The sequence below is a fragment of the Opitutus sp. ER46 genome (assembly GCF_003054705.1).
Taxonomy (GTDB): domain Bacteria; phylum Verrucomicrobiota; class Verrucomicrobiia; order Opitutales; family Opitutaceae; genus ER46.
On sequence record NZ_QAYX01000023.1, the window covers coordinates 640,866 to 665,822 of the forward strand.

Annotated in this window: 7 protein-coding genes; all 7 read left to right on the top strand. The window is 69.5% G+C overall.

What is annotated here, in order from left to right; genetic code table 11:
- The first annotated feature begins 301 nt into the window (after positions 1-301).
- On the top strand, positions 302-3,544 hold the full coding sequence (locus tag DB354_RS15460; protein WP_158277559.1) for a non-ribosomal peptide synthetase: 3,243 nt from the start codon (positions 302-304) through the stop codon (positions 3,542-3,544).
- 7 nt (positions 3,545-3,551) lie between these two features.
- Positions 3,552-8,000 carry a MupA/Atu3671 family FMN-dependent luciferase-like monooxygenase gene (locus tag DB354_RS15465; RefSeq protein WP_107836529.1) on the top strand — a complete coding sequence of 1,483 codons (4,449 nt, stop codon included), beginning with the start codon at positions 3,552-3,554 and terminating at the stop codon, positions 7,998-8,000.
- Positions 7,997-14,317 carry a hybrid non-ribosomal peptide synthetase/type I polyketide synthase gene (locus tag DB354_RS15470; RefSeq protein WP_107836530.1) on the top strand — a complete coding sequence of 2,107 codons (6,321 nt, stop codon included), beginning with the start codon at positions 7,997-7,999 and terminating at the stop codon, positions 14,315-14,317. The genes DB354_RS15465 and DB354_RS15470 overlap by 4 nt, the downstream gene beginning before the upstream one ends.
- On the top strand, positions 14,314-18,468 hold the full coding sequence (locus DB354_RS15475) for a non-ribosomal peptide synthetase (protein ID WP_107836531.1): 4,155 nt from the start codon (positions 14,314-14,316) through the stop codon (positions 18,466-18,468). The genes DB354_RS15470 and DB354_RS15475 overlap by 4 nt, the downstream gene beginning before the upstream one ends.
- On the top strand, positions 18,465-19,253 hold the full coding sequence (locus tag DB354_RS15480; protein WP_146180275.1) for a 4'-phosphopantetheinyl transferase superfamily protein: 789 nt from the start codon (positions 18,465-18,467) through the stop codon (positions 19,251-19,253). Before DB354_RS15475 ends, DB354_RS15480 begins: the two co-directional genes overlap by 4 nt.
- Positions 19,250-20,923, top strand: coding sequence for a cyclic peptide export ABC transporter (locus tag DB354_RS15485; RefSeq protein WP_107836533.1), 1,674 nt, complete (start codon positions 19,250-19,252; stop codon positions 20,921-20,923). Before DB354_RS15480 ends, DB354_RS15485 begins: the two co-directional genes overlap by 4 nt.
- A gap of 341 nt (positions 20,924-21,264) precedes the next feature.
- Complete coding sequence (gene nifJ / locus DB354_RS15490; RefSeq protein ID WP_107836579.1) at positions 21,265-24,936, top strand: pyruvate:ferredoxin (flavodoxin) oxidoreductase; 3,672 nt, start codon at positions 21,265-21,267, stop codon at positions 24,934-24,936.
- Positions 24,937-24,957: the final 21 nt, after the last annotated feature.

Below are 24,957 nucleotides of genomic sequence, written 5' to 3' on the forward strand. Positions count from 1 at the left end.
GATTTGGCGTGTTATCTCGGTTTGGGGGCGGCGGGGCGGGGGCAGGGGATGGGCGACGTCTGTGATTCTTCGCCATCGTTCTCATTCTCTTTCTCGTTCTCGTTCTCTCGGCGGCGCCGCCGCCGCCGAAAGCATGGATGCGCACGGATGCGGACGGAGACGGATTTCGAGAACGAGAAAGAGAACGAGAAAGAGAAAGAGCCCTGGGATGGGCAGGGAGCCAGAGTGGGAGAAACCCGCAGCGGGGGTGGGGCTCAGACCCACTACAGGGCGCCGCCACCGGCTCGTATCCTCCGCCGCAATGGTCCAAGACACGACAGTCGATCCCGGCTGCGGTGGTGGCGTGTATCCGCTCTCGCCCATGCAGCAAGGGATGCTCTTCCACCGGCTGGAGTCCGGGATTGGTGGCGTGGATGTCGAACAGGTGGTGTGCGAATGTCGCCACGAAATCAGCGCGCCCGAGTTCGAACAGGCCTGGGAGCTGGTGGTGCGCCGACACGACTGCCTGCGCACCACGTTCGGCTGGCGGGCAGGCGACGAGCCGAGGCAGTGGGTGCTGCCGCCGGAGATGGTCCGGCTGCCGCTGCGCGTGCTGCATTTCGAGCGCGATGAGGATGTCACCCGCCTGCTCGAATCTTTCCTGGCGGCGGATCGCCGCAGCGGCTTCGCGCGGCTGGAGGCGCCGCTTGCGCGGGTGACGCTGTTTCAGACGGCGGAGAATCACGCTTGGTTCGTGTTTACGTATCACCACCTCGTGCTCGACGCGCGCGGGATGCATACGCTTTTCCAGGACGTGCTCGACGCGCACGACGCGCTGGGGCGCGGCGCCTCGGTGACGCTGAAGCCGGTGCGCCCGTACCGGGAGTACATCACGTGGCTGCAGACGCTCGACCTGCACCGGGCAGAGGCGTTCTGGCGCGCGCAACTGCAGGACCTGCGCGGCGCGACGGTGCTGCCGCTGGCGAGTCCGGCGGGCGTGGCGCCGGCCGACGACATCCCGGGCGAACTTGGCCTGCGCTTCGGGCCGGAGGAGACGCGGCGGTTGCGCGAGGCGGCCGGACGACATGGCGTTACCTTGAACACCCTGCTGCAGGGCGCGTGGGCGCTGGTCCTGAGCCGCTGCACCGGCGAGGACGACGTGCTTTTCGGAGCGGTGCGGGCCTGCCGGCACGTGCCGGTCGAGGGCGCAGGCGAGATGGCGGGCATGCTGATCAACACCGTGCCCTTCCGGGTCCGGCTCGCCTCGGCCGCCAGCGTGGGCCACTGGCTGCGCGACCTGCGGGAGCAGTGGGTGGCGCTGCGCGATTACGAGCACACGCCACTCATGCAGGTACAGCGATGGAGCGGGGTGGAGGCGGGGCAGCCGCTTTTCGAGACCGTGTTCAACCTGCACGATCCCTCCTGGATCGCCGAACTGCGGTCGCGCGGCGGCCGGTGGACGCAGCGGGACTTTGATGTGCGCTGCCAGCCGAACTACCCGCTGGCGCTGGACATCTTCGCGGCCGACACCGTGCGCGTACGGGCGTTCTTTGAGCGCCGCCGGTTTGGCGTCGAAGCCGTGACCCGGCTGCTCGCGCAGTTTCACGCCGCGGCGCTGGCGCTGGCCGCGCCGCGTACGGATACGCTCGGCCAGGTGACGCTGCTCGATGAGCAGGAGCGACGGGTGCTGTTGGAACTCGCCGCCGGGGCGCACACCTCGCTGGCGACCGAACCGTGCGTGCACCTAGCCGTGGCGCGGCAGGCCGAGCAGACGCCAGGCCGGCTGGCCGTGGCCGATGCGACGACCCGCCTCACCTACGGCGAACTCAACGCGGCGGCGAACCGGCTGGCCCGGCGCCTGCGCAGTCTCGGCGCCGGACCGGATCGCGTCGTGGCGGTCTGCCTCGAACGCTCCGTGGCGATGTTGGTCGCCTGGCTCGGCGCGCTGAAGGCGGGCGGCGCGTTTCTCCCCTTGGATCCGGCGTGCCCGGCGGAGCGGCTGCGTTTTCAACTGACCGACAGCGGGGCCGTCGCGGTCGTGACCCGTCGTGGCATGGGCCTCCCCGGCGCCCTGCCGTCCGCGCTGGCCCGGGTTGATCTCGAGGCCGACGGCGCGTTGGCCGAGCCGGCCGGCGAGAGCGAAGCGAATCTCCCCACCGTGGGCACACCGCATGACCTCGCGTACGTGATCTACACCTCGGGATCCACCGGTGAGCCGAAAGGCGTCGAGATCGAGCATCGCGCGCTCGGCAACCTGGTGGCCTGGCATCAGCAGACCTATGCGATCGGCGCGGACGATCGCGCGACGCAGCTGGCGAATCCGGCGTTCGACGCGGCGGTGTGGGAAGTGTGGCCGTACCTGACGGCTGGCGCGGCGCTGCACATTCTGGATGACGAGACGCGCGTCGACCCGGCCCGGCTCTGGCGTTGGCTGGCCGAGCAGCAGATCACGATGACCTTCCTGCCGACGCCGCTGGCCGAGGCGGTGTTGGCGCAACCGTGGCCCGCCGAGCTCGCCTTGCGCGTGCTCCTGACCGGGGGCGACCAGTTGAAGCGCCCCGCGCCGGCGAACCTGCCCTGCCTGCTGGTGAACCATTATGGCCCGACGGAGTGCGCAGTCGTGGCGACGGCGGCGGTGGTGTCCGCCACCGCGGGCGGGATCCCGCCGATCGGCCGACCGATCGCCAACACGACGGCGCTGGTGCTCGACCGGGAGATGCGGCTCGTGCCGGTGGGCGTGCCGGGCGAACTCTTCCTGGGCGGGGACAGCCTCGCCCGCGGTTATCGCGGCCGGCCCGCATTGACCGCGGAACGCTTTGTGACGTGGACGATGAAGGACGGACCAGGCGCGGGTACGCGTGAGGTCCGGCTTTACCGCACCGGTGACATTGTGCGCTGGCGCGCCGACGGCCAGCTGGAGTTCCTGGGCCGGGCCGACCATCAGGTGAAGATCCGCGGCTGCCGCATCGAACTGGGCGAGATTGAAGCGGCGCTGCTCCGGTTGCCGCAAGTGCGCGAGGCCGTCGTGCTGGCGCGCAACGAGGCACCTGGGGGCCCGCAGCTGGTCGGCTACGTCGTCGCAGCGGCCGGCCAGCCGCCCGAGGAGGGGCAATTGCTCGATGCCCTGCGGGAGGTGCTGCCGGCCTACATGGTGCCGAGCGCGATGGTCGTTCTGCCCGCCTGGCCACTGACGCCGAACGGCAAGGTGGACCGTCGCGCACTGCCCGCACCCGCGCATCGCGGGGATGCGGATGCGCCGTTGACGGAGCGCGAGCAGGTGATCGCGCGGATCTGGGCGACAGTGCTCGGCCGGGCCGAGTGCGGCCGCCACGACAACTTCTTCAATTGCGGCGGGCATTCCCTACTCGCTGCGCAGGCCGTGACCCATGTGAACGTCGCGCTGCGCGCCTCGGCGTCGGTCCGGCTGCTCTTCGATTTTCCGACGGTGGCCGAGTTCGCGCGGGAACTCGAACGCCAGGGCCAGGCGCTGCCGCCGCGGCCCCCGGTGCTGCGCGCGCGCCGGCGCCCCGCCGCCGCCGAACTCGAACTGGCTCCGCCCCGCTGATCCTCCCATGGAAAACTCCCCCGTCTTTGCGTCTGCCACGGTGGGCGGCGACCCCGTCGCCGATGCCCGCTTCACCCCAGCGCCGGAGTATCTGCCGGCATCGTCCGGCCAGCGCCGGCTGTGGTTCCTCGACCAGATGGAGCCCGGTTCGCCGCTCTACAGTATTCCGTACCTCGTGCGGCTGCGCGGGCCCGTCGATGTGGCGGCGCTGCGCGGCGCGCTCGAGATGATCGTCGGCCGGCATGAGTCGCTGCGGAGCACGTTCGTCGCGGTGGACGCCGAGCCCCGCCAGGTGGTGCGGGCTGCCTGGGCGCTGGACCTGCCGGTCACGGACCTGACGACGGTCCCGGAGTCGGCCCGGGCGGCCGAGCTTGACCGCCAGGTGGCGGAGGAGGCGCGGCGGCCGTTCAACCTCGCGCAGGACCTGATGCTGCGCGCGCGGCTTTTCCGGCTGGGGCAGAGCGAGCATGCCCTGACCATCGTGATGCACCACGTCGCGGCGGACGGCTGGTCGATGGCGATACTCTACCGGGAACTCGGCCAGGCGTATGAGGCGCTGGCGAAGGGCGCGGCGCCGCAACTGCCCGAACTGCCGGTGCAATACGGCGATTTTGCGCAATGGCAGCAGGAATTCCTGCGCGGCGAGACGCTCGCGCGGCTGGTGAATTTCTGGCGCGAGACGATGGCGGGCGCACCGGCGGTGCTGGAACTGCCGGCCGACCATCCACGGCCGCCGATCCAATCGCATCGCGGCGCGACGGTGCGCGTGAAAATTCCCGGTGCGCTGATCGAGGAGCTGAAGCGGCTGAGCCAGCAGAACCGGGTGACGCTGTTCATGACGCTGCTCGCGGGCTTCAAGGCGCTCGTGCACCGCTACACCGGGCAGAACGACCTGGTGATGGGCTCGACGCTGGCCGGCCGCGACGCGGCGGAAACCGAGGGCCTGATCGGCTTTTTCATCAACAACGTCGCGCTGCGCACCAACCTCGCGGGAGATCCGACCGTGCAGGAACTACTCGGGCGCATCCGCGACGTGACCCTCGCGGCGTATGAGCATCGCGAGCTGCCGTACGAGAAGCTCGTCGAAGAGCTGCAGCCCGAGCGCAACCTGAGCTTCGACCCCGTCTGCCAGATCTTTTTCATGCTGCAGAACGTGCCGACGGCGCCCCTGACGCTGTCGGGGGTGCAGCTGAGCGTGGAGCCGGTTTACACCGGCACGACCAAGGCGGACCTGACCATCTGGGCGATCGAGCAGCCGGACTACCTGGACGTCACGGCGGAGTACGCGACCGACCTGTTCAAGGCGGCGACGATCGAGCGCATGATGGGCCACTATGTGACGTTGCTGGAAGGCATGGTTGCGCACCCCGCGCACCGGATCTCCCAGCTGCCGCTGTTGAGCGCCGCGGAACGGGCCACGGTGCTCGGCGCGTGGAACGCGACGCTCACGCCGTATCCGCAGGAGCAGACGATTGCCGGGCTCTTCGCGGAGCAGGTGCAGCGAACGCCGGACGCGGTCGCGCTGGTCTTCGAGCAGCAGACGCTCACGTACAAGGAACTGGATACGCGGGCGGAGCGGTTTGCCCGCCGCCTGCGGGCGCACGGGGCCGGTCCGGAGGTATTGATCGCGATCTGTATCGAGCGCTCGCTGGAGATGATGGTTGGCCTGCTCGGCATCCTGAAATCGGGCGCCGCGTATGTGCCGCTGGATCCGACCTACCCGAAGGAGCGGCTTGCCTACATGCTGCAGGACTCGCAGGCGCCGGTGCTGGTGACGCTGCGGCGCATGGTGGACCGCCTGCCGGCGAGCGAGACGGCGCAGGTCGTGTGCGTGGACGACGCGGATGAGCCGGCGGGCGCCGACGCGGGGCAGGGCGCCGGGCCGAAAGCGGAGAATGCGGCGTACGTCCTCTACACCTCCGGCTCCACCGGGAACCCGAAAGGCGTGGTGATCACGCACCGGAACGTCGTGAACTTTTTCGTCGGGATGGATCAGGCGCTCGGCGCGGAGCCGGGCGTGTGGCTGGCGCTGACGAGCATCTCGTTCGACATCTCGGTGCTGGAACTCTGCTGGACGTTGACCCGGGGCTTCAAGGTGGTGGTGCTCTCGGACCACGCGCGGATGCCGGGCGCGGCGGCGGCGACGCGGTCACCACGGCAACGCCGGCTCGACTTCAGTCTCTTCTACTTTGGCAGCGAGCCGGACGCGGCGGAGGCCGATCGCTATCGGCTGACGCTGGAAGGGGCGAAGTTCGCCGACCAGCACGGCTTCAATGCGGTGTGGACGCCCGAGCGGCATTTCCATGCCTTCGGCGGGTTGTATCCAAATCCGGCGGTGCTGGGCGCGGCCTTGGCGACGGTGACGCAGCACGTGCAGATTCGCGCGGGCAGCGCCGTGCTACCCCTGCATCATCCGCTCCGGCTGGCGGAGGAGTGGTCGGTCGTCGACAACCTGTCGCATGGTCGCGTGGGCCTGTCGGTGGCGTCGGGCTGGCACGACCGCGATTTCACGCTGGCACCGGAGAAGTACGTGGACCGGAAGGAAATCATGCGCCGCGAAATCGAGACGGTGCGGCGCCTGTGGCGCGGCGAGGAAGTCGCGTTCAAGGGCGGTCGCGGCAACGACGTGCCCGTGCGCGTGTACCCGCGTCCGGTGCAGCCGGAGCTGCCGATCTGGGTGACGACCGCGGGCAATCCCGAAACCTTCCGCGTGGCGGGCGAGGTGGGGGCGAATGTGCTCACGCATTTTCTGGGGCAGGAGCCGGAGGACCTCGCGCGCAAGATCCGGGTGTACCGGGAGGCGCGGCGGGCCGCGGGCCACGCCGGGGAAGGCATCGTGTCGGTGGCGTTGCACACCTTCGTCGGTACGGACCTGGAACAGGTGCGCGCGATCGTGCACGACCCGCTCTGCCGTTATCTGCGCGAGTCCGTCGAGCTCCTGCGCGGGATGTCGCAGGCGCTGTATCCCGGCGCCGAGGTGAAGGCGCTTTCCGAGGAGGAGATGCAGGCCGTCGTCGAATATTCGTTCAACCGCTACTTCGCGGCCTGCGGCCTGCTCGGCACGCCGGAGACGTGTCAGCGGACGCTGGAAAAGCTGGCGGCGTTGGGCGTGGACGAAGTGGCCTGCCTGATCGACTTCGGGGTCCCGACGGCGGCGGCGCTGCAGAGCCTGACGCGGTTGAATGAGGTCCGGGACGCGTGGCAGCAGCAGGCAGGAGCGGCGGGCGAGGCGGAGGCCGCCCCCGACGATTTCTCGCTCGCCGCGCAGATGACGCGGCACGGCGTGACGCACCTCCAGTGCACCCCGTCGTTTGCCCGCATGCTGAGCCAGACCCCCGAGTCGTTGCAGGCGCTGAAGCCGCTGCGGAAGCTCATGGTCGGCGGCGAGGCGCTGCCGACGGGCCTGGCACAGGAGCTGGTCCGCGCGGTCGGCGGCGAGATCGTGAACATGTACGGTCCGACCGAGACCACGATCTGGTCGAGCACGCATCGGGTGGTCGTTGAGCCCAGCGCCAGCGGTGCGGTGGCGATCGGACGGCCGATCGCGAACACGCAGCTCTACATTCTCGACGCGAACCGCCAGCCGGTGCCGGTGGGGATCCCGGGCGAACTCTGGATCGGCGGCGACGGCTTGGCGCGCGGCTACCTGCGGCGGGCGGCGCTGACGGCGGAGAAGTTCGTGACGCTGACGATCGACCCCGCGGCGCCCGGAGGCGGCGGACGGCTCTATCGCACCGGCGATCTCGCGCGTTGGCGGGAGGACGGTGTGGTCGATTTCCTCGGCCGCGTGGACTTCCAGGTGAAGATCCGCGGCCACCGCATCGAACTGGGCGAGATCGAGGCCGCGTTGATGCAGCACACAGACGTCCGCCAGGCGGTCGTGGCGCTGCGGACGGATACGCCGGACGACCCGCGGCTCGTCGCGTACCTCGTGCCCGCGGGGACGGAGGCGCCCCCGGCGGCCCGGTTGCGGGAGTTCCTGAAGCAGAAGCTGCCGGACCACATGGTGCCCGCGGTTTATGTGCCGATGGCGCGGCTGCCGCTCACGCCGAACGGCAAGGTGGATCGCAAGGCGCTACCGGCGCCGCAGGCCTCGGTCGCGCAGTCCGCCCAGGAGTTCGTCGCGCCGACCGGCGACGTGGAGCAGACGCTCGCGGGCATCTGGAAGGACATCCTGAAGGCCGAGGACATCGGGGCGGACGACAACTTCTTCGATTTCGGCGGGCATTCGCTGCAGGTGGTCCAGGTGCAGAACCGCCTGCGCGAAACGCTGCAGGTCGACGTGCCGGTCCTGAAACTCTTTCAGTACCCCACGATCCGTTCGCTCGCGAAGTTCATCGGCGAAGCGGCGAAGGACGAACCCTCGCTGCGCCAGAAGGTCGAGGAACGAAACCGCCGCCGGCAGGCCGTGATCGTGCCGCGGCGCCGGGCGGCGTTGCTCGCTGAACGCCCATGACGACTCCAGCTTCCACTGTCTCCGAGGCCGTCGCGATTGTCGGCCTCGCCGGACGCTTTCCCCGCGCCCGCAATCTCGACGAGTTCTGGCGCAATCTCTGCACCGGCACCGAAGTCATCTCCCGCTTTGGCAATGACGAGGTGGAGTGGCTGCCGATTGAGCATGCGCCCGACCTGGCCGATCCGCGCTTCGTGAAGGCGCGCGGCGTGCTGGAGAAGCCGGAGTGGTTCGACGCCGCGTTCTTCGGGATCAACCCGCGGGAGGCGGCGATCATGGACCCGCAGCACCGGGTGTTCCTGGAGTGCGCGTGGGAGGCGCTGGAGGACGCCGGTTGCGATCCGGACACGTACCCCGGGCTGATCGGGGTGTTTGCGGGCGCGAGCATGAACACATACCTTTTCACCAATCTCCTCACGAATCCGGACCTGGTGAAGGACCACGGGCTGTTTGCATCGATGATCCTGAACGACGGCGACTTCGTGCCGACGCGCGTCTCGTACAAGCTGAACCTCCGCGGTCCGAGCCTGAACGTGCAGACCGCGTGTTCCACCTCGCTCGTGGCGGTGGGTCTCGCGGTGCAGAATCTTCTCTCGTACCGCTGTGACGTGGCGCTGGCCGGCGGCGTATCGATCACCTTTCCGGCCCACCGCGGGCAACATCACCTCGAAGGCGGCATCATGTCCGCTGACGGGCATTGCCGGGCGTTCGACGCGCGCGCGTCGGGCACGGTGCTCGGCGACGGCGCGGGCATCGTGGTGCTGAAGCGGCTGAGCGAGGCGGTGGCGGAGGGCGACCGCATCTACGCCGTGATCAAGGGCCACGCCATCAACAACGACGGCGCGGTGAAGATCGGCTACACGGCCCCCAGCATCGATGGCCAGGCGGAGTGCATCGCGATGGCGCAGGACGAGGCGGGCGTGGCGCCCGAAACGATCTCGTACGTTGAGGCGCACGGCACGGGCACACCCCTGGGCGACCCGATCGAAATCGCCGGCCTGACGAAAGCCTTCGGGCTGCGGCCAGACGCTAGCGGTCAGGTCGCGAAGACCTGCGCGGTGGGCTCGGTGAAGAGCAACATCGGGCACCTCGATGTGGCGGCAGGCGTGGCGGGCATGATCAAGACGGTGCTCGCGCTGCAGCACGGCAAGATCCCGCCGAGCCTGCACTTCGAGACCCCAAACCCGAAGCTCGAGCTGGAGCGGACGCCGTTCGTCATCAACCAGGCGCTGCGGCCCTGGCCGCGGTCGACGACCCCGCGCCGCGCCGGCGTGAGCTCCTTTGGCATCGGCGGCACGAACGCGCACGTCGTACTCGAGGAGGCGCCGCTGCCGGCCGCGATCGGACCCTCGCGACGCGCGCGTCACCTGCTCGTGGTGTCGGCCAAGACGCCGACGGCAGTCGCGGCGGCGGCGGAGCGGCTGGCGGCGCATCTGGAGACGCATCCGGAGCAGGCGCTGGCGGACGTGGCATTTTCGCTGCAGACGCGCCGCAAGGGCTTTGCCCACCGCCGCGCGGTGGTGGCCGGTTCGCGCGAGGAGGCGATTGCGGCGCTGCGGGCGGACGTGAACGGAGGCGGGGCGGGCGGAGACGGGAGTGGCGGACCGCGGCCGCTGACGGCGGCGGGCGAGGCGACGACGGCCCCGCGGGTGACCTTCATGTTTCCCGGCCAGGGCGCGCAGTACGTCGGGATGGCGAGCGAACTTTACGAGACCGAGCTGCGGTTCCGGGCGACGGTGGATCGCTGTGCGCGCCTCCTGCAGCCGCACCTCGGGCGGGACATCCGCACGGTGATGTTCGGCCAGGGCGACGCCGGCGCCGCTGATGAACTCGGGCAGACGCGGCTGACGCAGCCGGCGCTGTTCGTGATCGAGTATGCGCTCGCGGACCTGTGGATGTTCTACGGCATCCGGCCGCACGCTGTGATTGGACACAGTCTCGGGGAATACGTGGCCGCGTGTCTCGCGGGCGTGTTCAAGCTCGAGGACGCGCTGGCGATCGTCGCCGAACGCGCGCGCCTGATGCAGGCGCAACCGCCTGGAGCGATGCTCGCGGTGCGCCTGACGGTGGAAGAGATTGCGCCGTACCTGCAGGAACCCCTTTCGCTGGCCGCCACCAATGCCCGTGGGCTCTGCGTCGTTTCCGGACCATTCGATGCGATCACGGCGTTGGAGAAAAAGCTCGGCGAAGGCGACGTCGCGAGCAGGCGGTTGGCGACGTCGCATGCCTTTCATTCGGCGATGATGGACGGCGCGGCGGGACCGCTGACCGACTTCATCCGCCGGTTTCCGCGGCAGGCGCCGCAGTTGCCGATCCTCTCAAACGTCACCGGGCAGTGGCTGACGCCGGAGCAGGCGCAGGACCCCGCGTACTGGGCCGCGCACCTGCGGCAGACGGTGCGCTTTGCGGAAGGGATCGCGACGCTCACGACGGCCGGCGCGCGCCATGTGTTGCTGGAAGTGGGGCCCGGGGAAACGCTGGCGGGACTCGCGCGGCAGTGCGGCCTCGCGGGAGAGGTGATCGTCACGAGCTCACTCGGACGTCCGCGGCAGGGTGTGGCGGAGTATGCGGCGCTCCTGCGGGCGGTCGGCCAGTTGTGGGCGGTCGGCGCGGCCGTGGAGTGGAAGAAGATCTACGATGGGGAACTGCGCCGCTTCGTGGCGCTGCCGACGTACCCCTTTGAACGGAGCCGGTTCTACATTGAACCGGGCCGGCCGGCAGAACGTGCGCCGCGGACAATCGCGGCGGCGCATGCCGGCGCGATGCCACCGCAGGACGGTGTGCGCGATCCGGCGGTGGCATCCGGCACGAACGACGCGGCGCGTGCCGCGCGGGACGGGGCGACGGCGACCGCTGGCGTTCCCGCCGGCACGCGGGCCGACGCGGTGCGCGCGCTGTTCGCGGAGTTGTCCGGCGTGGCGCTGACGCCCGCGGACGACGCCGTGCCGTTCGTCCAGCTTGGTTTCGACTCGCTGTTCCTCACCCAGGCCAGCGTCGCGCTGGCGAAGCGCTTTGGCGTGGAGGTGGCGTTCCGGCAGTTGCGCGAAGGACTGCGGACCATCGCGGGCGTGGCGGCGCACCTGGAGGCGCAGGAGGCCACGCGGCAGGCGACGGCGCCGACGCCATCGGCCAACGAGGCTGCGCCAGTTGCGGCCGCTGGGTCGGACGTGATTCCTACGACCGAGGCGCAGCGGGAGCTGTGGCTGGTGAGCCAGCTGGGGCAGAGCGCCTCGGCGGCGTATCACGAGTCCACAAACCTCTGGCTGGACGGGGAACTGGACCGCGCCGCCCTGCAGCGGGCGTTTGACGCGCTGGTGGCGCGGCACGAGGCGTTGCGCGTGGAGCTGCTTCCGGGCGGTGAGACGCAGCGGATCGCGCCGGCGGTCGCGGCGACGCTGGCGGACGCGGACCTCTCGGCGCTCGAGCCAGCGGCGCGCGAAGCGCGCCTGCGCGCGTTCATTGGCGACGAGCTGGAACGCCCGTTTACGCTGGAGCATGGACCGCTGTTCCGGGGGCACCTCGTCCGGCTCGAACCGCGCCGGCACCTGTTCCTTCTGGTCGTGCACCACGTCATCTGCGACGGCTGGTCGCTGGGCACGCTGCAGAAGGAGCTGGGCGAGCTCTATGCCGCCGAGGCGGCGGGGCGGCCCTTGCCGCCGCGGCCGACCACGCGTTACCGCGAGCTGGTGACGCGGCAGGTGCAGGCCGGGGAGACGCCGGTGTTTCAGAAAGCGGAGGCGTACTGGCTGTCCCAGTACGCAGATTCGGTGCCCGCGCTGGATCTGCCGGGCGACCGGGCCCGACCCGCGGAGCGGACGCAGGCGGGCGCGTTCCTGCTGCGGTCGCTGCCCGCGGAGCTGACGACGGCATTGCAGGAACTCGCGGCGCGCCAGGACACGACGCTGTTCACGGTGTTGTTTGCGGCGTTCAACGTGCTGCTGAACCGGCTGAGCGGGCAGGCGGACGTGGTCGTGGGCATTCCCGCGGCGACCCAGGTCATCGATGGAGCGGAGGACGCGGTCGGCCACTTCGTGAACCTGCTGCCGGTGCGGAATCGCGTGGCGGCGGGGCAGGGCTTTGCGGCGTTGCTCGGGGAGGTGAAGAACCGGCTGGGCGAGTCGCTCGAGCACTGGCGGTATCCCTTTGGCCGGCTGCTGCAGCGGTTGAACCTGCCGCGCGACCCCGGCCGGGTGCCGCTGGCCAACGTGGTGTTCAACTCGACGCGGTTGCACGAGACGGTGCCGTTTGGGCCCCTGCAGGCGGAGGCGGGTGGCAACGCGAAGCGCTTCTCGCATTTCGACCTGAACCTGAACTTTGCGCTTCAAGGGGGCGTGATCACGCTGGGCGCGTACTACAGCTGCGAGCTCTTCGACGAGGCGACGGTGGCGCGGTGGCTCGGCCACTATGAGACGCTGTTGCGCGGCGTCGTGGCGGCGTCCGAGAGCCCGGTCGAGGCGCTGCCCCTGCTCGCGCCGACGGAGCGCGACGAGCTGCTGCAGTGGGGCAAGGGCCCGGAACTGCCCTACGACCACGAGGCGGTGATCGCCGACCTCTTCGCGGCGCAGGTGCGCCGGACGCCCGATGCAGTGGCGCTCGTGGCCGGCAAGGAGCGACTCACGTATCGGGAACTTGATGCGCGCGCCACGATGCTGGCGGAGCGACTCCGCCGCCTGGGGGTCGGCCCTGGAAAACTCGTGGGACTCTGTCTCGAGCGCCGGAGCGAACTGCTGGTGGCAATCCTGGGCATCCTCAAGGCGGGCGGTGCGTACGTGCCGCTGGATCCGACTTACCCGGCGGACCGGCTGGAGTTCATGGTGGCGGATGCGGGGATGTCTGTCCTGGTGACGCAGTCGAGCCTCGTGGAGCGGCTGCCGGCGGGACGCTTCGATTACGTGCTGGTGGACGGGGCGGGGCCGACGGATGTCGCGGTCGGTGCCGCGGTGCCGGCGCCGCTGGGCCGGCCCACCCCGGGCAGCCCCGCGTATGTGATCTACACCTCAGGCTCGACAGGTCGGCCGAAAGGCGTGGTGGTGCCGCAGCGGGCGGTGGTGGCGCTGGTGGCGTGGGCGCGGGCTTGGTACCAACCGGAGGAACTCGACGGCGTCCTGTTCGCGACCTCGGCTGCGTTCGACATCTCGATCTTCGAAATTTTCTGCCCGCTCTGCCTCGGCGGAAAGCTGGTCATGGTGGAGAATCTCCTGCGGCTGGCGGAGGGCGCGCCGGCGGAGCCCGTGCGGTTCCTCAGCGGCGTACCCTCGGCGCTGGCTGAGGTCGTGCGGCTGAAGGCGGTGCCGCCGACGGTCACGACGGTGGCGCTCGCCGGCGAGGCGTTTCCCCAGTGGCTGGTGGAGGCGTTGCACGAGCTGCCGCATATCGAGCGGGTATTTGAGCTCTACGGGCCGACCGAAACGACGGTGTATTCGACCGGCGGGCTCCGGACGCGCGGCACACAGCCGTCGCTGGGCCGGCCGTTCCCGAATGAGCAGATCTACATTCTCGATGGCCGCGGGCAGCCGGTGCCGGTGGGCGTGGTCGGAGAGATTTACGTCGCGGGCGACAAGGTCGCGCTCGGCTACCTGAACCGGCCCGAGCTTACCGCGGCGCGGTTCGTGGCTGATCCCTTCGTAGCCGGGGCGACGATGTATCGCTCGGGCGACCTGGCCCGGTGGCGGACTGACGGCACGATCGAATCGGTCGGCCGGGCGGACCACCAGCTGAAGGTGCGCGGCTTTCGCGTGGAGCTCGGCGAGATCGAAGCCGTGCTGGCGCAGCATCCGGCCGTGGCTGAATGCGTCGTGGTGGCGCGGCAGGACGCGGCGGGCCAGCCGCGGCTACTGGCCTATGCGGTGGCGGATGCCGGCCAGGTGGCGGAGCCGCGGGCCCTGCGGGAGCACCTGATGACGGTGCTGCCGGAGTACATGGTGCCCGTGGCCGTGCAGGTGCTGGCGCGCTGGCCGTTGACGGCCAACGGCAAGCTGGACCGGAACGCGCTACCCGAGCCGGAACTCGTGCGCGCGGACGCGACGCTGGCGGCGCCGCGGACGACGACGGAGGAACTCCTCGCGGAGATCTGGCGCGGCGTGCTCGCGTTGGATCAGGTGGGCGTGCACGACAACTTTTTCGAACGGGGCGGGCATTCGCTGCTCGCCGCCCAGGTGATGGCGCGGGTGCGCGACGCCTTCGAGGTGGAGTTGTCGCTCCGCGAGTTCTTCGCGGCGCCGACGATCGCGGGCCTGGCGGCGGTCATCGAGAGCGCGATGATCCGCGAAATCACCGGTGGGGAACCCGGGCGGCTCGCCCGCGTGGAGGAATTATCATGACGGTCAAAGAGGACATCGTGCCGACGCGTCCGGAACTGACGCCGGCGCAGCGGGCCATGCTGGAGGAACGTCTCCGGCGGGCAAAGCAGGCGACGAGTCGGGCGGGAGAACCCCGGTCCGGCATCGCGCGGCGCCGGGCGGGCGCGGACAGCCCGCTGTCGTACGCGCAGCGGCGCCTCTGGTTCCTGGACCAGTTGGAGCCGGGCTCGCCGGTGTACAACGTGTGCCAGGCCCTGCGGATCGCCGGGCCCGTCGACGTCCCGGCGCTGACGGCGGCGTTGAACGAGATTGTGCGCCGGCACGAGGTGCTGCGGACGAATTTCACCGCGGCGGACGGCACGCCGGTCCAGGTGGTGCAACCCCAGCGCATCCTCACGGTGGAGGTGGCCGAGGCGGCGGATGAGGCGGAGGCGCTGCGCCGTGTGCGGGAGGAGTCCCGCCGGCCGTTCGACCTCGCGCGGGATCTCCTGGTCCGCGCGGTGCTGGTGCGGGTGCCGACGGGCGCGTCGATCCTGCTCCTGACGCTGCACCATATTATCTCGGACGGCTGGTCGCTCGGCATCCTGTTTCGTGAACTCGCCGCGCTGTACCCCGCGGCCTGCACGGGCGCGACCGGCAATCTGCCCGAGCTGCCGATCCAGTTTGCGGACTACGTGGCGTGGGAACGCGAAACGCTGCAGGGACCGATGCTCGAGCGGCTGCTCGGCTTCTGGCGCGAGCAACTGCGCGGTCCGCTCCCGGTGCTGGAACTGCCGTTCGATCACCCCCGCGCGACCGCGGCGGCCGCGCGCGGCGCGGCGCTGACGCTGGACATCCCGGGCCCGGTGGCAAAGGCGCTGAAGGCGTTGGCGCAACGGGAAGGGGCGACGCTGTTCATGACGCTGCTCGCGGCTTTTCAGACGCTCCTGCACCGCTGGACGAGCCAGGACGACATCGTCATCGGCTCGGTGGTCGCGGGCCGGCGGAAGGTGGAGCTGGAAAAGCTGATCGGGTTCTTCGTGAACACGCTGGTGTTTCGCGGCGACCTCGCGGGCGATCCGACCTTCCGGTCTTTCCTGAAGGCGACGCGCGACCGTGCGTTGGCGGTGCTGGCGCACCAGGACCTGCCCTTCGAGACGCTGGTGAACGACCTGCGGCCCGACCGGGCGCCCAGCCGAAACCCGCTCTTTCAGGTGATGTTCGTCCTGCAGAACGCGCCGATGCCGGCGTGGAGCCTGGGCGATGTGACGGTGGAGCCACTCGAAGTGGAGACCGGGACCTCGAAGTTTGATCTCACGCTCTCGATGGTGGAGGACGGCGAGCGGCTCCGGGCGGGAATGGAGTACAATGCCGACCTCTTCGAGCCGGAGACTATCCGGCAACTGCTGGGGACATTCGCGACGCTGCTCGGGAGCATTGGCGCGGACCCGGACCAACGCCTCTCGCGCCTGGCGCTACTGACGCCCGCGGAACGGGAGCAGGTGGTGACGACCTGGAACGACACGCGGCGGAGCTATCCGCGCGACCGGTCACTGGCGGAGGTGTTCGCGGCGCAGGTGGCGCAGACACCGCATGCGCCGGCGGTGACGTGCGGCGCGCGCACGCTCACGTACCAGCAACTCGACGCGGAGGCCAACCGGCTGGCGCGGCGGTTGTGGCGGGCGGGCGTGGGCCGGGAGACGCTCGTGGCGGTGATGATGGAACGCTCGGCCGAGCTGATCGTGACGCTGGTGGCGATCCTCAAGGCGGGAGGGGCGTATGTTTCGCTCGATCCCAGCTACCCGGCGGAACGGCTGGCCTACATGCTGCGGGACACCGCGGCGCCGGTGCTGGTGGTCGCCAACGAAGCGGTGTGCGAACGACTGCCGCTCGAGACGGGCCAACCGGGACCGGTGGTGCTAAACCTGACGGCGGAGCGGGCGGCGATCGCGAACGAAGGCACGTCGCCCTTGCCGCTGGCGGTGACCGCGGAGTCGCTGGCCTACGTCAGCTACACCTCGGGATCGACCGGCCGGCCGAAAGGCGTGGCCGTGGCGCAACGCGGCGTGGTGCGGCTGGTGAAGCAGGCGGATTTTGCGCGCATGGGGCCGGACGAAGTCTGGCTGCAGTTTGCGCCGATCGCCTTCGACGCCTCGACGCTCGAGATCTGGGCGCCGCTGCTGAACGGCGGCCGCCTCATCGTCTACCCGCCGGGGCGGACCTCGCTGGCGGAGCTGGGCGAGTTTATTGAACGCGAGCGCATCACCTCGCTCTGGCTGACGGCCGGCCTGTTTCAACAGATGGTGGAGCACCAGGCGCCGCGGCTGCGGCACGTGAGGCAGCTCCTCGCGGGGGGCGACGTGCTTTCGCCGACGGCGGTGGCGCGGGCGCTCGAGGCGTTGCCGGAGACGACGCTGATCAACGGTTACGGTCCGACGGAGAACACGACATTCACCTGCTGTCACCGGGTGACGGCGGCGGGGACGCGTTCGGTGCCGATCGGGCGTCCGATCAGCAACACGCAGGTGTACATCTTGGATGCGCACCTGCAGCCGGTGCCCGTGGGCGTGCCCGGGGAGCTGTACGCGGGGGGCGACGGCCTGGCCCGCGGGTACCTGAACCGACCGGAGCTGACGGCGGAGCGGTTCGTGGCGAACCCGTTCGCGGCGGGCGAACGCCTGTACCGCACGGGGGACCGCGCGCGCTGGTTGCCGGACGGCACGATCGAGTTTCTCGACCGCGTGGATCGCCAGGTGAAGATCCGCGGTTTCCGCGTGGAGCCCGCGGAAGTCGAGGCGGTGCTGGCCGCGCATCCCGCGGTGAAGGCCTGTGCGGTGACGGTGCGCGAAGTGGCCGGAGGCGAGAAGCGCCTCGTGGCCTACGTGGTGCCGGCAAAGGGGACCTCGGTGGCGACCGAGACCCTGCGTGCGCATCTGGCGGCGCGGTTGCCGGACTATCTGGTGCCCGCGGCGTTCTTCACCCTGGAGGCGCTGCCGCTGAACGCCAACGGCAAGCTGGATGCGGCGGCGCTGGCGGCGGTGGCGGCGGAGCGTTCAGAGCTGCATCCCAGTTACGTGGCGCCGCGGGACGACCTGGAGCGCGAGCTCGCGGCGATCTGGGAGAGTGTCCTGGACGTGCGGCCGATCGGGCTGCACGACTCGTTCTTCGCGCTGGGCGGGCACTCGCTGCTGGCGGTGCGCGTCGTGGCGCAGGTGGAGAAGACGCTCGGGCACCGGCTGCCGGTGGCGGCGATCTTTCAGCATCCCACGGTGGAGGAGATGGCGCAGGTGCTGCGCGCGCCGGCGACGGCGTATCGCCCGGCGAGCTCGATCGTCGAGATCCAGGCGCAGGGCACGCGGCCGCCGCTCCACCTCGTGCACGGGGTGGGTGGCGGCATGTTCTGGGGCTACGCCAACCTGGCGCGGCACCTGGGGACGGACCAACCGCTGCTGGCGTTCAAGTCACGCGGGCTCGACGGCCTGCCGGAGTGGCCGACGATCGAGGAGATGGCCGCGAGTTACGTGGCGGACCTGAGGGCGGCGCAGCCGCACGGTCCGTATCAGCTCGGAGGTTACTGCTTTGGCGGCATCGTGGCCTACGAGATGGCGCGGCAGCTGCAGGAGCAGGGGGAGACGGTGGCGTTGCTCGCGCTGATCAATGGCTCGCCGCCGAATACCGGCTACCAGAAGGATTTCAACCGGCTGTCGCCGCGCTGGCTGGCCCGCTTCAGCGGCAACTTCGCCTACTGGCTGAGCTGTTTCCTCTTCCGCTGGACCTGGCGGGAACGGAAGGAGTTCGTCCGGTGGAAACTGCGGGTCGTGCGCCGGCGGCCGGCGGACGCGGAGGCGCGGCCGCACGCGGAGGTGGCGCTGGGCGACGTGGACCAACTGGTCGACCTGGCCGCGTATTCGGAGGAGCGCCGCGCGCTCTGGCGCACGCACGTCCTCGCGCTGATGAAGTATCACCCGCGGCCCTACGCGGGGCGCGTGACGCTGATCCGCACGCGGGGGCACCCGATGGTGTGCTCGTTCGATCACGAGTATGGCTGGGCGGAGCTGGCGCGGGGCGGCGTGGACGTGCACATCGTGCGCGGCGGCCACGGCAACGTGCTGGCGGAGCCGTTTGTGCGGAACGTGGCGGCGGTGCTGCGGACCCGCGCCGAGCGGCGGGCCGGGAAAAGGGGGACCTCGTGAAGCGGACCCCGATGATGCCGGCGGCGGAAGCGTCGACGGTGGATGTCACCCGCAAGCCGCCGCGGCCGGGCCTCGAGCCCGGCGTGGTCGACCTGTGGTGGGTGGCGCTGGACGCGGAGCCGGACGACCAGGCGCGGGCGTTGGCGGAGCGGCTGTCGGCGGACGAACGGGAGCGGGCCGAGCGTTTCTTCTTTGCGCGGGACCGGCGGCGCTTCGTGGTCGCGCGGGGGGTGCTGCGCGTGCTGCTGGGCCGCTATCTCGGCGCGGCCGCGGAGACGGTGGCGTTCCGGTATGGCACGAACGGCAAGCCGGCGCTGGCGGCGCCCGCGGCGCACCTGCATTTCAACCTGGCGCACTCGGAAGGGCAGGCGCTGTACGCGTTTTCTGGTGACAGCGAAGTCGGGGTGGACCTGGAGCGGATCCGGGAGCTGCCCGACTGGGAGTCGATCGCCTCGACCTGCTTCGGGCCACAGGAGACGGCGCGCGTGCAGGCGGCGCCGGCGGCGGAGCGCCGGCTCGAGTTTTTCCAGGCCTGGGCGCGGCAGGAGGCCGTGCTGAAGGCGAGCGGAGTCGGCCTCGCGGGGGCCGGGCGCGGCGCGCCGGCGGCGGCCGGGGCGTGGCGGGTGTTCTCGCTGGCGCTGGACCCGACGTACGCGGCCGCGGTCGCGGTCGGGGCGGGCCCGCGGTGGCTGCGCGTTTGCCGCTGGGGCGAACGGCAGGAACCGGGCCGGGCCCGGCGGATGGCTTTGGCAGAAATGGCACACGTCGGACCAGGACTTCTATGAATCTGATACGCTTCTTCATTCGCGGCTCCCGCGTCATGATGCTCAGCACCTTCGGGGCGGCATTGCTCAGCGGCGCGGCCAACGCGGGACTCATCGCGGTGGTGAACACCGCGCTGACCCAGGCCGGGGCGCCGACGCGGCTCATGGTCATCTGCTTTGTCGCGCTGGCCGTGGGCCGGCTGGTGACGAACTTCGTGGCGCAGGTGACCCTCGCGCACTTCTCGCAGCGCAACAGCGCCGAGCTGCGCCGGGACCTGGTGGGCAAGATCCTGTCGGTGCCGCTGCGGCAACTGGAGGACATTGGCGCGCCGCGGTTGATGGTGGCGCTGACGGAGGACGTGCTGACGCTGACGGAGGCGATGCTGGCAATCCCGACCTTCGCGGTGAACGTGGCCATCCTGGTCGGAGGGGCGATCTACCTCGGGTATCTGTCCCTGAGCGTTCTGGCGGCGATGGCGGTGTTCATTGTCTTCGGGGCGATCGCGTACCGGTTCCTGATTCGCAGCGGCTTCGGGCACCTGTATCAGGCGCGCGATGAGCAGGACCGGCTGTTCCGCCATTTCCGCGCGCTCACCGAAGGCATCAAGGAGCTGAAGCTGCACCGCGAGCGGCGGGGCGTGTTCCTGGCGAAGAGCATCCACGGCTGCACGGAGACCTACAAGCGGCATGCGGTCGCGGCGGAGATGCGGTTCATCTTCGCGCACAACTGGAGCCATCTCCTGTTCTTCACGCTGGTCGGCCTGATCCTGTTCCTGCTGCCGAAGCTGCGCGACGTGAGCCCGCAGGCGCTCACCGGCTACATCGTGGCGACGCTGTACCTGATGGGACCGCTCTCGGGCGTGCTCGGCAGCCTCTCGCTGTTTGGCCGTGCGAGCGCCTCGCTGCGGAAGATCGAGCAGCTGGGCGTCGTGCTGACGCAGCGGACGGGGGACAACTGCCCGATCTCGCTGCCGCCGGCCGCGCCGAAGTTCGAGCGCCTGGAGCTGGTGGATGTGACGCATTCCTACCACCGCGAACGGGAGGACGACCATTTCTCCCTCGGGCCGATCAACCTCGAGTTCCGGCCGGGCGAGATCGTTTACCTCGTGGGCGGCAACGGCAGCGGCAAGTCGACGCTGGCAAAGGTGATCACCGGGTTGTACCCGCCGGAGGAGGGGACGATCCGGGTCAATGGCCGGATGGTGACGGAGCAAAACCGCGATGACTACCGGCAGTACTTCTCGGCGGTGTTCGCGGACTTCTACCTGTTCGACAACCTGCTGGGCCACGCCGGCCGGGACCTCGATACGCAGGCCCGCGAGTACCTGAGCCAGCTGCACCTGGACCACAAGGTGAAGGTCGTGGACGGCGTGCTTTCCACGACCCAGCTTTCGCAAGGGCAGCGCAAGCGGCTCGCGTTGCTCAACGCCTACCTGGAAGACCGGCCATTCTATCTGTTCGACGAATGGGCCTCGGACCAGGACCCGCTATTCAAGGAGCTCTTTTACACGCAGCTCCTGCCCGAACTCCGGGTGCGGAGGAAGACCGTCCTGGCCATCACCCACGACGACAAGTACTTCCACCTGGCGGACCGCATCATCAAGTTGGACTACGGCCAGATCGTGCATGACGGCGGGCCGGAACGACGCGGCACGCGGCAGCCGTTTGTGGAACTGGACCTGCGGACCTGAGCGGGACGGGTGGGGACGCAGCCGACGGAAACGTTGGTCGGCGGACCTCGCGGGGGCGAATGCGGCAGCAAGCGGCTTGCTCCGGGGTGTGAAGGCGTGCGGCGGGCCGTGCGGACACGTGTGCGCGGCTGTGCGGTTTTTGGCCGGCGGACGGCCCGAATGATTCGCGTGACAGAGCGGCGCGTGACGCGGTTTTCCCTCTGAACTTGACTGTCCAGACACGGCTGGCGGTCAGCGCGCAATTCATGCACCGCGAATGGCAACGGCTGCGTAGTCCCATGCCCCCCCGGGTGGCACACTGGTTCCGCTTTATCGCGGAAAACGTCTGCTCTTTCACGCACATGCCTAATCGCCCGTCGTCCAACGACTATTTTACCTGCGATGCCAACGATGCCGTGGCATCCGTGGCCTTCCGGCTCAACGAGCTGATCGCCATCTACCCGATTACGCCGTCGTCGCCGATGGCGGAGACCTGCGACGAGTGGGCCGCCCAGGGTAAGAAGAATCTTTGGGGCGAAGTGCCCCGGATCGTCGAAATGCAGTCCGAGGCCGGTGTCGCCGGCGCGGTGCATGGCGGTCTGCAGACCGGCGCGCTGACGACGACCTTCACGGCGTCCCAGGGCCTGCTGCTCATGATCCCGAATCTGTACAAGATCGCGGGCGAGCTACTGCCGTTCACCTGCCACGTCAGCGCCCGCGCGCTGGCCGCGCAGGGTCTGTCGATCTTCGGCGATCACCAGGATGTGATGGCCTGCCGCGCCACGGGTTGCGCGCTGCTCTGCAGCAACTCGCCGCAGGAGGCGCACGACCTCGCGCTGGTCGCCCACGCGGCGAGCCTGCGTTCGCGCGTGCCGTTCATCCACTTCTTCGACGGTTTCCGCACCTCGCACGAAGTGCAGAAGATCGCCCGCCTGTCGGATGACCAGCTGCGTGCGGTCATCGATCAGGACGACATCACGGCCTTCCAGGCCCGGGCGATGACGCCGGACAAGCCGACCCTCCGCGGCACGGCGCAGAATCCCGACGTGTATTTCCAGGGTCGCGAGGCGGTGAATCCGTTCTACGAGAAGCTGCCCGGGATCGTGCAGGACATCATGGACAAGTTCAAGGCGGCCACCGGCCGGTCCTACCACTTGTTCGACTATCACGGTCACCCCGAAGCCGAGCGCGTCGTGATCGCGATGGGCAGCAGCATCGACACGATCAGCGAGACGGTCGACTGGCTGACCGCGAAGGGTGAGAAGGTGGGCGTCCTTAGCGTGCGCCTGTTCCTCCCGTTCCACGTGAAGTCCTTCCTCGCGGCGCTGCCGAAGACGACGAAGGCGATCGCGGTGCTCGACCGCACGAAGGAGCCCGGCTGCATGGGCGAGCCGCTGTACCTCAATGTCGTCGGCGCGCTGGCCGAAGGCCGCAACCCGCTCGCGGTTTCGCCGCGCGTCGTGGGTGGCCGCTACGGCCTGGGCTCGAAGGAATTCACCCCGGGCATGGTCCGCGCGGTCTTCCAGCACCTGAACCAGTGGGAACCGCTCAACCACTTCACCATCGGCATCACCGATGACGTGTCCGGCACCTCGCTGCCGTTTGACGCGGACTTCGATCTCGAGGCCTCCGACGTGCGCCGCTGCGTGTTCGTCGGCCTGGGCGCGGACGGCACCGTCGGCGCGAACAAGAATTCGATCAAGATCATCGGCGAGCAGACCGACAACTTTGCGCAGGGCTACTTCGTGTACGACTCGAAGAAGTCCGGCTCGATGACGGTCTCGCACCTGCGCTTCGGCCCGCGGCCGATCAAGGCGCCGTACCTCATTCATCGCGGCGACTTCGTCGCGTGCAGCCAGTTCAGCTTCGTCGGCCGCGCTGACGTGCTCGGGTTCGCCGCGCAGGGCGCGACCGTGCTGCTGAATTCGCCGCACTCGCCCGAAGAGACCTGGAAGCAGCTCCCGCGCGACTGGCAGAATACGATCATCACGAAGAAGCTCCGGCTGTTCGTCATCGACGCGACCAAGGTCGCGCATGACACCGGCATGGGCCGCCGCACCAACACCGTGCTGCAGACCTGCTTCTTCGCCCTGTCCGGGGTCCTCCCGAAGGACGAGGCGATCACGCAGATCAAGAAGTCGATCGCCAAGACCTACGGCAAGAAGGGCGAGCAGATCGTGAAGATGAACTACGCCGCGGTCGATGCGTCGCTCGCCGGCCTGGCCGAGGTGAAGATCCCCGCCACGGTCGACGTCGATGCCGTCGCAAGCGTGCCGCCGTCCTACTCCAACGCGCCGAAGTTTGTGCAGGAGATCACCGCGCGCCTGCTGGCCAACGAGGGCGACCTCATGCCGGTGAGCGCGATCCCGCTCGACGGTATCTGGCCCACGGGCACGGCCCGGTTCGAGAAGCGCAACATCGCGCTCGAGATCCCGAAGTGGGACTCCTCGATCTGCATCCAGTGCAACAAGTGCGTGATGGTCTGCCCGCACGCGGCCATTCGCGCCAAGATCTACACGCCCGAGGCGGCGGCCGGCGCGCCGGCGACCTTCGCGGCGACGAAGTTCAAGTCGTCCGACATGCCTGGCATGCAGTACACGCTGCAGGTCGCGCCCGAGGATTGCACCGGCTGCTCGATCTGCGTCCAGGTCTGCCCGGCCAAGGACAAGACGAACCCGAAGCACAAGGCCATCGACATGGTGGCCCAGCCCCCGCTGCTCGAGACCGAGCGCGCGAACTGGGACTTCTTTACCAAGCTGCCCGATCCGGACCGCACGAAGCTCGATATCGCGACGGTCAAGGGCACGCAGTTCCTGACGCCGCTGTTCGAATTCTCCGGCGCCTGCGCCGGCTGCGGTGAGACGCCCTACATCAAGCTGCTCACGCAGCTCTTCGGTGACCGCATCACCATCGGCAATGCGACGGGCTGCTCGTCCATCTACGGCGGCAACCTGCCGACGACGCCTTATTGCCAGGACAGCAACGGCCGCGGCCCGACCTGGTGCAACTCGCTCTTCGAGGACAACGCCGAGTTTGGTCTCGGTCTGCTCCTCGGCGTCGAACAGCGCGCCAAGACCGCCCGCGAACTGCTGCAGAAGCTGGCGGCCCGCGTGGGTCCGGACCTGGTCAACCAGATCCTCCATGCCGACCAGTCGACGGAGGCCGGCATCGCCGCCCAGCGCACGCGCGTGGTGGCGGTGAAGGAAGCGCTCCGCGGCGCGACCGGCTATGAGGCGGCCCGGCTGCTGGTGGTGGCCGACGACCTGGTGCGCAAGACGGTGTGGATCCTCGGTGGCGACGGCTGGGCGTACGACATCGGCTACGGCGGCCTGGACCACGTCCTCGCCTCCGGCGCCAACGTCAAGGTCCTCGTCATGGACACGGAGGTTTACTCCAACACCGGTGGCCAGTCTTCGAAGTCGACGCCGATGGGCGCGGTCGCGAAGTTCGCCGCCGGCGGCAAGTCGATCGCGAAGAAGGATCTCGCGCTGATCGCCATGCAGTACGGCCACGTCTATGTCGCCCGCATCGCCTTCGGCGCGAAGGACGCGCAGACGGTGAATGCCTTCCGCGAGGCGGAGTCCTACGACGGTCCGGCCCTGATCATCGCGTACTCGCACTGTATCGCGCACGGCTACCAGCTGGAACGCGGCCTCGAGCAGCAGAAGCTCGCGGTTGATTCCGGTTACTGGCCGCTGTTCCGCTACGACCCGCGTCTGGCGGCGAAGGGTGAGAACCCGCTGCGGCTCGACTCGGCGGCGCCGAAGGTTGAGCTCGCCAAGTTCATGGCGAACGAGACCCGGTTCGGCATCCTGCGCAACATCGCGCCGGCCCGCGCCGAGGAGCTTGCCAACCAGGCCCAGGCCCAGGTCAAGCAGCACTTCGCGCTGTACCAGCACCTGGCTTCGGCCGGCAAGCCCGCCGGCAACGGCCAGCCCGCTCCGGTGCTGCCGCCGTCGATCGCCCCGGGCACCGCGGCCATTCCGGCTGCCGCGCCCAAGCCCGCTCCGACCAACCGGCTCGCCAGCAACTAAGCCAGCATAGCCGGCCGGTGA